Source organism: Streptomyces sp. NPDC054849 (assembly GCF_053610945.1).
Genome location: NZ_JBSGZI010000048.1, coordinates 43,624 through 53,796, shown reverse-complemented (window position 1 = coordinate 53,796; position 10,173 = coordinate 43,624). Strand labels below are relative to the sequence as shown.

The following is a 10,173-nucleotide window of genomic DNA, read 5'->3' as shown; positions in this document are numbered from 1 at the left end:
CTCCCGCACCGCCCCCCCGGGCTCTGTTCGCGGCACGGGCGCGCGGGCCCGCCCCACCGACGCCGCCCCCGGCGCAACCACGCCGGGGCCGTCGCCCCGTTCGCGCCGCGCGGGTCCCGCGCAGGCGCCGGGCAGATCTCAGCCCAGGAATGCGGCGGTCGCCGCCACGAACCGGCCGGGGTCGTCGAGCCACGGGTAGTGGCCCGCCCTCTGCTGGACGACGAGCGTGGCGTGGGGGAACAGCCCGGCGTATTCGGCCACCGACCGAGGGGGGCTGTTCAGGTCGAACTCCCCGGCGAGCAGCAGGACGGGGGCTTCGCAGGCGGTGAGTGCCGCACACGTCGCCTCCGGATCGAAGGCGCCCTCGGCGGCGAAGAGGGAGACGGCTTCCGTGTTGCGCGGCCGGCCGGCCGCGTGGTGCCGCTGCGCCGCGGTGTCCCAGCGGCCGTAGAGGAAGGGACTGACGGCGTCCCAGTCGCCGCCCGTGCCCTCGGTGATCGCCTCCAGCGCGGCGAACGCGGCCGGGAACCACGGCTCGGCCTTCCGCAGGCGCGCGAGCTCTCGGCGCGACTCCCCCGTGATGGCGATGCCGACGGCTCGGGTACCGGGGGTGATCAGGGCGAGCCTGCCGACGTTCTTTGGGTACCGGGCCGCGTACTGCGTCGCGGGGTTCGCTCCGGCGGAATGGGCGAGCAGGTCGATCCTGGTGAGGCCGAGATGGGCACGGAGAGCCTCGATGTCGTCGACGAGACGGTCGCAGCGGTAGGAGGAGGTGTCCTCGGGGATCGCCGACCGGCCGGTGCCCCGCAGATCGAGGACGACCAGGCGACGGTGCGCGGACAGGCTGCCGAGGTCGCCGAGATAGGCGGAGTCCGCGGGGCCTCCCGGGATGCAGACCACCGGGTCACCGCTTCCGTGGCAGCGGTAGGCGAGCCGGGTTCCGTCAGGTGCGGTGAAGGTGGGCATGGCGGCGATCCTCTCAGTCATAACCAGGTTATACAACCGGGTTATACACCCAGGTGATGAGGGATGCGCGCGCCGGTGTATAACCGAGTGGTGGCAGGCGAAGAGAGCACGCACCGAAAGTCCGGGGCACCCGGTGCGGCACTGATCGGGGCACTGACCGAGGAACAGGCCGGAAGGATGCTCGCCGGCATGAACGACGTCATCCGCGCGGGCGAGGAGATGCGCAAGCTGCGCGCCGAGATGATCCAGCTGCTCGCCGGTCTCGGCTGGACGCAGGAGACCATCGCCCGGATCACCGACATGAGCCAGCCCGCCGTGTCCAAGCAGGTGGCGAAGTCCACGATCGGCGAACCCCTGCACCCGACGGCCCTCGCGCTCGGCCAACACGACCTCCCGTGGCTCGAAGGACGCCTGTGGGGGTTGGCGGAGGAGGTCTCCGAGACCCTCGACACCGCGCGCTGCGCCCGCTGCGTCGACGCTTTCGCCCGCGGCAGGAAGCGCTTCACGCCCCGGACCGTCGACGAGCTGCGGCGCCTCCTCGAAGAGGACCTGAGGCTCCACCGGGCAGAGCTTCCCGCCGGCTTCCGGGAGGCGTACGACGAGATCAGCCGGGGCCTCGACGTCCCCGTGAAGGCGACCGCCACGGCGCCGATGTCGGCCTCGGTACGCCGCACCCTCGCGCACCAGCTCCAGCGCGACCGGCTGAGGGGCGACGGCTGAGGGCAAGAGTCACAACGGCTTGCCCTCAGCCGTTCTGCACATCGGCGGCCGGGTTCTGTGCGTCAGGCGGCAAAACGGCGGGGGGCACTGACATCCCCGTCACGGCCCGTACGTCAAGGGCGTCAGCCCTCCTCCAGCACCGCACGGATCACGTGCCGGGCGTTGTCCGCCATCGCCCGGTTGGCCGTGCGGTGGTACGGGAGCGCGATGAGCGCCTGCGAGAGCGTCCGCGCGCGGCCGCGGGTCCAAGTCGCGTCGTCCACGCCGAGCTCGTCGCGGAAGACCTTCCTCGCATCGGGCGGCAGCAGGTTCCACGCCGGGAACAGATCGCAGGCCGGATCGCCCACCCCCATGCACCCGAAGTCGATGACCGCACTCAGCCCGCCACCGTCCACCAGCAGATTGCCCGGCATCAGATCGGCGTGCAGCCATACCGGCGGGCCGTCCCATTCCGGGGCCCGCAGCGCTTCCTCCCACAAGGCGGCCAGGGCGTCGCAGTCGACGTCCTCCTCCGGTATCCCGCGCACTTCCTCGATCGCGGCCCGGGTCTGCGCGTCGAGCGAGGCGACCGGCCCTCCCCGGTAGGCGGGTGGCGCACCCGGCAGGGTGACGCTCCGCATCGCCGCCACGAAGCCGGCCAGGTCCCGGGCCAGCGCCACGGGCTCGCTCAGAGCGCCCGCAAGGGGGTTCTCCCCCGTCAGCCAGCCGTACACCGACCACGGCCACGGATACCCCTCGGCGGGCTCACCGGCCCCGAGCACCTCGGGTATGGCCACGGGCAGCCGGGGAGCGAGGCGGGGCAGCCACTCCCACTCCGTGGGCACGTCCCCGGCCCCGCCCTCCCGCAGCGGCAGCCGTACGACCATGCGGTCACCCAGCCGGAACATGCCGTTGACGGTGCCGCCGGAGGGAAACCGTTCCACCGCCAGCCCCGCCCACTGCGGGAACTGCCCGGCGACCAGCCGCCGTACGAGATCGTCGTCGACGGGGTGCAGGCCGGGCCGGATCTGTCCTGGAGTCATGGGTCGCCATTCGAAGGCCGGAAGCCGACGGACGTCAAACCCTTTTCCGGGGCGGCGTCCTCCACCCCCTACTCCGCGGCGGTTTCCGAACGACTCGTCAGGGCCCCCGGAGACCGGACCAGGAAATCCGCGGTGCGGAAACGGCGTGGCCGGCCGCACTGCCGTGCGGGTATCGTCCGGTGTCCTGACCAGCCGCTTCGGTGGCCTCCCCGTTCAGAAAGTGATCCTGATGACCAGCCGGCCGATGACGACGACCCTGTGGCGCCCGACCGGTCCGCAGGAGCTGGACCTGGTGCGGGAGCTGAACTGGCGTGCCTGGCCGCCCCGTCTGCCGGAGCAGCCGATCTTCTACCCGGTCCTCAACGAGGACTACGCGATCAGGATCGCGAGGGACTGGAACGTGAAGCACAGCGGTGTCGGCTTCGTCACGCGCTTCGAGGTCGAGTCGGAGTTCCTGAGCCGCTACCCCGTCCAGCAGGCCGGCGGCCGGACCATCCTCGAACTGTGGGTTCCGGCCGAGGAGCTCGACGAGTTCAACGCCCACATCGTGGGAGAGATCCAGCTGGTGCACGAGTTCCGCTGAGCGGAGCGCCTCAGGGCTGGTCGTACCAGGAGAAGGCCGCGATCCGCCAGCCGTCCGGGGTGCGGACGAACTGGATCGTCTTGGTCCCACCGCCCTCGAACGGCTCGCCGTCCAGGATCCCGGACTTGTGGTAGCCGCCGAAACGCGACGCGATGTCGCCCGCGATCTCGGTCCGTTCGGCGGTCTCCCATTCGGAGAACTCGATCAGCCGACCGCCGCCGAGCAACAGTCGGCGGGGCTCGATGAACTCGTCCACGCTGTAGACCGTGAACTCCGGGCCGGTCTTGACGATCACTCCCCCGGGCAGGACCAGCCGGCGGATGCGGTCCAGGTCGGCCGCCTTGCCGCCCCGGTTGTCGAAGGCGCCGAAGAACTCGGCCGTCACCACGTCGATTTCGCCTTTGGACATGGCGCGACAGTAACACCGGAACGGGTGACCGGAAGTGCCTCCGAGAATCGGCGTCCGCGCCATCTGGGAGGCGTACAACGTCACAGGCGATGCACTACCTATCTACCGGTGCCGTCCTGCTCGCGGCTGCTGTCCGAATTCAGGGCTGCGACGGCAAAGCAGACGGCGGCCCCGAGGCCAAGGAGGAAGGAGACCGGGTTGACGAGGTCGGGGACGGAGGTCGTGTAGTCGCCGACGTCGTCGGTCTCGCACACGAACCGCAGAGGCACGTATTGCACCCGGTAGCCGGCGATCCCTTCCGCACGGTGCTCCCAGCCCGGGGTGCGGCAGGGCGGAATGGGGGTCGAGTTCGTCCCACCGTCCTCTGCCGACAGCACGGCGCCGGTGACATGCAGCAGGCCCCAGGCGTACACGCCCACAGCGATCGCCACCTGGGCAAAGCCGACGGTCCTCAGCCAAGCCTCGCTGTCGGCACGCCGTGACCCGCCGGCCCGAGCCAGCACGCGAACGGCCCGACCGGCGAAGACAAGCGGAAGGATCAGACCGGCTGGGACGAGCAGCAACAAGAAGTACGCCATCTCGCGACTCCAGCAGCGCAGTGAGGGGGAACGCTGTGCCGGAACCCACAGTTCCTGCAACAACTTCGTAACTGCGTGTCCCATGGCTGAGGCCGAGTCGAGGTTCGGCACGTTGGATCGCTCGACCCGTGCGGGTGGATGGACAGTTCGGCTCGTTCCGGAGGCCGGCAGCAGGCTTCTCGGCCGAGAAACAAGCGCCGAACACTCATGGCCCGGCCCGCACGGGGCACACGGTCGGCACCGACCGAAAGGAGCCCACACATGCTGGGCATCGCCGCCGCCGTCCTGTTCTTCATCGCGTTCCTCATCAACGCGGCTGACATCGCCACCAACGACGTCCTGAGCTCGACCAACCTCATGCTGATCGGTCTCGCCGCACTCGCCCTGCACGTCGCCGGCATCGGCAGCACGCGGCCCGCCCGTGGATGGGGCCGCAGACGCTGACGGGCACCGGTGACATCGCGCCACAACCAATCCGGTCTGGGCCGGACCGGCGGGGCCCTGCATGGCTGGCGAGGGTGCAAGCAGGGCATGCCTTCATCGGAGTCGCGACTCACGAGGGGGCGGGCTGATGACGGCCGATACCGGGCGCGGGCATCGACGTACGGGAAGGGGTGTCGGCGTCATACTGCGGCTGGCTTCGCTTGCTGCCGGCGTGGCGGTGGCCGCGCTCTTGGTCGTCGACTTCCGGCTGACCGGTTCGGCAGGCGGGCAGGTACTCGTGGTGACGCTGGTGGCCGCCTTCGTGAGCGCAAGCGCATGGGCGGTGTCGAGCCTGACGGCTCTCCTGATGCGACCGTCCCTGCGACGGGCCCAGGAGCTCCTCACGGAGGAGCCCGACCTCTGGGGCTCCGACCGGGAGTTCTTCGCCCCGGTGCGTCGTCTGATGTTCCTGGGCGTGCTGCAGACCCTGGTCAACCTGCTGGTTCTGCTCACCGTGTATCCGCTCGCCCTGTGGGCCGGCGTACGGATCTGCGGCGCCGTCGGTCTGTCGGCCGGCCTGACCGGACTGTGGCCGGTTTTCGTCTCGGGGCTGCTGGTGGCGGCCGTCGCCACCACGGTCGGGACCTTCTTCGCCCTGTTCCGCCGCCGCAGCAGCCACGCGGCAGCGCGCTCGCTGGCCGCCGTACTGCTCAATGCCGCCGGACTCGCGCTCGCCACGCTCGTGCTGGACGGCGTCCGGCTCGACTCTGCGCCGGGGTGGCGGCAGGCGCTCGCCCTGTGTGCAGTGGCGTCCCTCTTCATGCTGCCGCGCATCACGCTCTCTCTGCCCGTACCGGGAATCGCCTCGCTCGTCCTCGTCGCCTACCACTGTCTGGTGCTGTGGTCGATCTGCGCGGCCTTCGCGTTCATGGATCCCCGGCTTCACGCCGACGGCTTCTGGCAGCTGGCGGGGGCCGCCGCGATCATGTGGGCTGCGGAGTGGCCCGCGCGCCTGGCCGTCGGGCGCGCGCAGGGAGCGGCCGGTCGGCCGGTTCCCGTCCTGCCCGATCCGTTCCCGCCGGATCACGGGTTTCCCTCCGGCCCGCTGTACTGAGGTCGACGGCCGGTCGGTCGTCGCCCCATCCCCCTGTCAGACTGCAAAGTCCGCTCGGTCTATCACCGCGAATGAGGTTTCCCGAGCAAGATCCACCCACTGGCAGCGCGCTAGAGGGTGATCCAGTACCGCCGCTTGGGGCCGATCAGGGTCTCGCGGACGTCCTCCAGTACACCGCCGTTGCGCTCTATGGTGCGAACCGAGGCCTCGTTGTCTGGGTCGCAGGTCAGCAGGACCCGGTCCATCCCCAGCACGCGCGCCTCGTGCAGGACGGCGGACAGGGCCCAGGCGGCCAGTCCCTGCCGGCGGGCCGAGGGCCTGACGCTGTAGCCGATGTGGCCGCCCGCGTCGAGGAGGAAGCCGCTGAGGTAGTGCCGCAGGTCGATGGCGCCCAGGTAGGTGTCTTCCTCGGCGATCCACCAGTACGTCGCGTGGACCCGGCCGTGGTCGACCGGCGCCGTACGGTCCGCATAGTGGTGCAGGCGCTCCACCCAGGCGGCGAAGCCCGCCGGGCTGTCCACGTCGTCGTCGAAGCCGAGCCCGCCGCCGTCCATGGGGGCGTCGAGGCCCCATTCCTCTCGCGCGGCCAGCCAGGAGCTGTACAGGCGCGGGGTGGGGGTGATGAGCTCTGGCATACCTCGGACGATAACAGTCCGATCATCCGACCCTTCCCCGCGTCCCCGTCTCCGGTGTCCGGCTCGTGACACCGGAGACGGGCCGCTCTGCGGATGGCGGGGCACCGGAGCGTGGGACTGGTGGGTGGTCCGGCTTCACGCGGCTACGGCTAAGGCTACGGCCGTGGCTGCGGCTGCGGCTGCCCTCGTCGTCAGTCGGACTTCGGTTCGGACGGCTTGTGGCCGGGATACACGTGGTCGGGGGTCACGATTCCGGTGATCGCCTCGCCGAAGAGGGTGCTGGGCTCCTGGCCGTCGTGCAGGACATCGGTGTTCAGGATGACGACCAGGGTCGCCTGCTCCTGCGGCAGATAGATGCCCAGGCTCTCGTAGCCCGGGAGCGAGCCGTTGTGACCGATCCAGCCCTGGACGTTGAAGAGGCCCAGGCCGTATCCGGCGCCGGGAATGCCGACCGAGGTGGTCTTCAGACGCTGGGCCTGCGTCGCGGGCGTCAGCAGCGTGCCCGTGGCGAGGGTGCGTGCCCAGCTGCGCAGGTCCTGGAGGTCGGAGATCATCGCTCCGGCGGCCCAGGCCCAGGACGGGTCCCAGTCGGTGGCTTCCTCGATCTTGCCGGAGGCCGTCTGGTCGGTGTAGCCCTGCGCGTGCGGTGCGGGGAACTCCGCGCCGGTCGGGAAGAGCGTGCGGCGCAGCCCGGCCGGTCCGACGACGTTCTGGTCGATGACTTGCGACAGCGGCCGGCCGGTGATCTTCTCGATCACCAGGCCGAGCAGGATCAGATTCGTGTTGGAGTACTCGAACTTCTCGCCCGGCGCGAAGTTCACCGGGTGCTTGAAGGAGTAGTCGAGCAACTGCCGGGGGGTGAAGCGGCGGTCGGGGTCGGAGGTGAACGCCTTGTCGAAGTCCGGGTCCTCGCTGTAGTTGAAGAGCCCGCTGCGCATGCCGGCCAGTTCACGCAGGGTGATGCGGTCCCCGTTCGGGACGCCGGTGATGTACTTGCCGATGGGGTCGTCCAGGCCGAGCTTGTTCTGGTCGACGAGTTGGAGGAGGGCGGTGACCGTGAACGTCTTGGTCTGGCTGCCGATCCGCGTGTTGAAGCCGGTCTGCATGGGCGCGCCGGTCGCCTTGTCCGCCACGCCGAACGCCTTCACGTAACTTCCCTTGCCGGGGGCCCACAGTCCCACGATCACGCCCGGCACCTGTGCCTCGCGCATGACCTGGCTTATGGCGGCGTCGAGTTGGGCGGCGACGGCCGGGGTGAGCTGCGGAAAGTCCCCGTCGGGGGTGGGAGTGGGGGCTGCGGCGACGGGCTGCGCCGGGGCGGGCACCCCGGATGCGGGGGCCACGAGGGCCGTGCCGGCGAGCAGAGCCGCCGCTGCGGCGGCCACGCAGGCCCGGCGGAGCCGTATGTGCGTCGTTTTCACCACGTGCCTCCTGTGGTACGGGACCAGGGCAAGGCATTGAGATCAGCCTAGGCCCGTGCCGCCCGGGTCGCGCGGCGAGCCGTCCGCTACGGCAGTGGCTTCGCGCGGGCGATGACCAGGGCGACGTCGTCGTGGTCGTCGGGCCGGCGCAGGAAGTTCAGGAGCCGGTCGCAGGTCTCCTCCAGCGGGCGTCCGGTGTCGGCGAGCAGGTCCATGAGCAGGGCGAGGCGTTCGTCGATGGGCTGGTCCCGGGTTTCGACCAGGCCGTCGGTGTAGAGGACCAGTTGGTCGCCGGGCTCCATGGCGACGGTGGTGGCCTCGAAGGGGATGCCTCCCACGCCCAGGGGCGCGCCGGTCGGCAGGTCGAGCAGCTCGGGGGTGTCGCCGGAGCGGATCAGGACGGGGGGCAGGTGTCCGGCGACGGCCACCCGGCACTGGGCGCGGTGCGGGTCGTAGACGACGTAGACGCAGGTGGCGATGGTCTCTTCGAGGGCGGCGGTGGTGCGGTCCAGTTGCTGGAGCACCTGGGTCGGGTCGAGCGCGAGCTCGGCGAGGGTGCGGGTCGCGGTGCGCAGTTGTCCCATGCTGGCGGCGGCGTTGATGCCGCTGCCCATGACGTCTCCGATGACGAGGACGGTGGTGTCGTCCGGCCCCGCGATGGCGTCGAACCAGTCCCCGCCGATCTCGCTGCTGGCCGCGGCGGGCCGGTACCGGGAGGCGACCTCCAGGCCGGGCGTGGGCGGTGGGTGGTGAGGCAGGAGGTGGTGCTGGAGGGCGAGTGCGGTGTGGTGTGCGTTGCGGTACCAGCGGGCGTTGTCGATGCACACGGCGGCGCGGGCGGCGAGTTCGCCGGCCAGCACGATGTCGTCGTCGTTGAACGGCAGTGGGTTGCGGGTGCGCTTGAGGTCGAGGGCGCCGAGGACCTCGCCTCGGGCGATGAGGGGCACCGCGAGGTACGAGCGCAGGCCCGCGCGGGTCAGGAGGGTGGCGGCGGTGCTGTCGCGGGCGATGCGGGAGATGTCCCGGGCGTGGACGTGCGCCACGAGGACCGGGTGGCCGGTCGTCACGGACTGGGTGACCAGCCGGTCGGCGGCGTAGCGGGCGATGTCGCCCGGCGGGTCCGCGGCGCGGACGGCCTCGCTGGGATAGGCGGCCGCGACGGCCAGTGCCCGGAACACCGCGGGCTCATGGGCGGACGACCTGAGGGTGGGCCGCCCCTCGAGGACGGAGTCGAGGATGTCGACCGCGGCGATGTCGGCGAGCTCGGGCACGACGACGTCGGCCAGCTCGCGGGCGGTCTGATCCAGATCGAGGGTGGTGCCGATGCGGACGGTGGCGTCCGCGATCAGGGCGAGGCGCCGGCGGCTGCGTGCGATCTCGAGAGCCGCCTGGTGACTCTGTGTGACGTCGACCACGGAGGTGGCCAGGCCCAGGACCCGCCCGGTGGCGTCCTCCAGCCGGTAGTACGAGACCGACCAGGCGTGCTCGATGCGCTGTCCGCCGTGGGTGCGGCCGGCCGTGAACTGTTCGAGCAGCGGCGTACCCGTGGCCAGGACCTGGCGCATCGCCGACTCGGCGGCCTCAGCGTCGTCGAGGAAGGCCAGGGCCTCGCGGACGCCCCGGCCGATGTGCTGTTCGGCCGGCAGCCCGTTGATCCGCTCCAGTGTCGGGTTGACCAGGACGTACCGCAGCTCGGTGTCCAGGACCGCGAGCCCGATCGGGGACTGGGCCACCAGGCGCGCGGACAGGGCGAGGTCCCTCTCCAGCTGGCGCAGCCGCGTGCGGTCGGTCGCGATGCCCAGCGCGAACAGGTTTCCGTGCTCGTCGAGCAGCCGCATGTTGCGGAATTCCACCAGGCGTGTGCTGCCGTCCTTGTGCCGCACCGGGAAGGCGCCCGCCCAGTCTCCCGCACCGCCCATGACCCGGGCGAACAGCTCCGTGACCAGGCCGACGTGATCCTGGGCGGCCAGCAGCCGGGCGGCGGGCCGGCCGAGTGCCTCGGCCGCCGTCCAGCCGAACAGCTGCTCGGCCTGCGGGCTCCACAGGGCGATCCGCCCTTGGGCGTCGAGGACCACCGCCGCGACGTTCAGGACGTCGAGCAGGCCGCTCGGCGGGGAGAGCCCGGCGCGGTCGGGCCCGGTCCCACCGGCCCCCGATCCGTCGATCACACCCATCGGCGACGCTCCCTTCCGACACCGTCGGCAGCCCGGCAACCGCCCGTCGCCCACCGGCCTGCGGCGGCCCGAGGCGCACGGCTACCTCTCATCGTGCCCCCGAACCCGCCCGGCAGCGTCCGGAGCGC

11 protein-coding genes are annotated in these 10,173 nt (G+C 71.2%); 4 read left to right on the top strand and 7 right to left on the bottom strand.

Features of this window, described 5'->3' with window-relative positions:
* Nucleotides 1-138 precede the first annotated feature (138 nt).
* Nucleotides 139-966 (bottom strand): alpha/beta fold hydrolase, encoded by an 828-nt coding sequence (locus ACWGIF_RS21445; protein ID WP_453499636.1) that lies wholly within the window; start codon nt 964-966, stop codon nt 139-141.
* A gap of 90 nt (nt 967-1,056) precedes the next feature.
* Between ACWGIF_RS21445 and ACWGIF_RS21440 the strand changes: the two genes are divergently transcribed.
* The gene (locus tag ACWGIF_RS21440; protein WP_453499630.1) at nt 1,057-1,686 is read left to right on the top strand and encodes a sigma-70 family RNA polymerase sigma factor; all 630 of its coding nucleotides are present in this window, start codon (nt 1,057-1,059) and stop codon (nt 1,684-1,686) included.
* A 122-nt stretch (nt 1,687-1,808) separates the two neighbouring features.
* Here the strand turns inward: ACWGIF_RS21440 and ACWGIF_RS21435 are convergent, their stop codons facing one another.
* Complete coding sequence (locus ACWGIF_RS21435; RefSeq protein WP_453499628.1) at nt 1,809-2,708, bottom strand: aminoglycoside phosphotransferase family protein; 900 nt, start codon at nt 2,706-2,708, stop codon at nt 1,809-1,811.
* 229 nt (nt 2,709-2,937) lie between these two features.
* On the opposite strand from ACWGIF_RS21435, the gene ACWGIF_RS21430 reads away from it, so the two are divergent.
* Entirely contained in the window at nt 2,938-3,291 is a 354-nt protein-coding gene (locus ACWGIF_RS21430; RefSeq protein WP_453499626.1) for a hypothetical protein, read from the top strand.
* Nucleotides 3,292-3,301: 10 nt separating this feature from the next.
* On the opposite strand, the gene ACWGIF_RS21425 is transcribed toward ACWGIF_RS21430, so the two are convergent.
* Nucleotides 3,302-3,700, bottom strand: coding sequence for a DUF4440 domain-containing protein (locus ACWGIF_RS21425; RefSeq protein ID WP_453499624.1), 399 nt, complete (start codon nt 3,698-3,700; stop codon nt 3,302-3,304).
* 98 nt (nt 3,701-3,798) lie between these two features.
* On the bottom strand, nt 3,799-4,278 hold the full coding sequence (locus ACWGIF_RS21420) for a hypothetical protein (RefSeq protein WP_453499622.1): 480 nt from the start codon (nt 4,276-4,278) through the stop codon (nt 3,799-3,801).
* A gap of 261 nt (nt 4,279-4,539) precedes the next feature.
* On the opposite strand from ACWGIF_RS21420, the gene ACWGIF_RS21415 reads away from it, so the two are divergent.
* Complete coding sequence (locus ACWGIF_RS21415) at nt 4,540-4,722, top strand: hypothetical protein (RefSeq protein ID WP_453499620.1); 183 nt, start codon at nt 4,540-4,542, stop codon at nt 4,720-4,722.
* Nucleotides 4,723-4,939: 217 nt separating this feature from the next.
* Entirely contained in the window at nt 4,940-5,815 is an 876-nt protein-coding gene (locus ACWGIF_RS21410) for a hypothetical protein (protein ID WP_453499618.1), read from the top strand.
* 110 nt (nt 5,816-5,925) lie between these two features.
* Here the strand turns inward: ACWGIF_RS21410 and ACWGIF_RS21405 are convergent, their stop codons facing one another.
* The 3 genes from ACWGIF_RS21405 to ACWGIF_RS21395 form a co-directional block, all read right to left on the bottom strand.
* Nucleotides 5,926-6,450, bottom strand: a complete 525-nt coding sequence (locus ACWGIF_RS21405) for a GNAT family N-acetyltransferase (protein WP_453499616.1) — start codon at nt 6,448-6,450, stop codon at nt 5,926-5,928.
* Nucleotides 6,451-6,641: 191 nt separating this feature from the next.
* On the bottom strand, nt 6,642-7,871 hold the full coding sequence (locus ACWGIF_RS21400) for a serine hydrolase domain-containing protein (RefSeq protein WP_453499614.1): 1,230 nt from the start codon (nt 7,869-7,871) through the stop codon (nt 6,642-6,644).
* Nucleotides 7,872-7,957: 86 nt separating this feature from the next.
* Nucleotides 7,958-10,045, bottom strand: a complete 2,088-nt coding sequence (locus tag ACWGIF_RS21395) for a SpoIIE family protein phosphatase (RefSeq protein ID WP_453499612.1) — start codon at nt 10,043-10,045, stop codon at nt 7,958-7,960.
* Nucleotides 10,046-10,173: the final 128 nt, after the last annotated feature.

What these genes read in the sequence shown, in the direction of transcription:
- ACWGIF_RS21420 (WP_453499622.1), bottom strand. Translation starts at nt 4,278, where the DNA reads ATGGCGTACTTCTTGTTGCTGCTCGTCCCAGCCGGTCTGATCCTTCCG.
- ACWGIF_RS21445 (WP_453499636.1), bottom strand. Translation starts at nt 966, where the DNA reads ATGCCCACCTTCACCGCACCTGACGGAACCCGGCTCGCCTACCGCTGC.
- ACWGIF_RS21430 (WP_453499626.1), top strand. Translation starts at nt 2,938, where the DNA reads ATGACCAGCCGGCCGATGACGACGACCCTGTGGCGCCCGACCGGTCCG.
- ACWGIF_RS21415 (WP_453499620.1), top strand. Translation starts at nt 4,540, where the DNA reads ATGCTGGGCATCGCCGCCGCCGTCCTGTTCTTCATCGCGTTCCTCATC.
- ACWGIF_RS21405 (WP_453499616.1), bottom strand. Translation starts at nt 6,450, where the DNA reads ATGCCAGAGCTCATCACCCCCACCCCGCGCCTGTACAGCTCCTGGCTG.
- ACWGIF_RS21425 (WP_453499624.1), bottom strand. Translation starts at nt 3,700, where the DNA reads ATGTCCAAAGGCGAAATCGACGTGGTGACGGCCGAGTTCTTCGGCGCC.
- ACWGIF_RS21395 (WP_453499612.1), bottom strand. Translation starts at nt 10,045, where the DNA reads ATGGGTGTGATCGACGGATCGGGGGCCGGTGGGACCGGGCCCGACCGC.
- ACWGIF_RS21435 (WP_453499628.1), bottom strand. Translation starts at nt 2,708, where the DNA reads ATGACTCCAGGACAGATCCGGCCCGGCCTGCACCCCGTCGACGACGAT.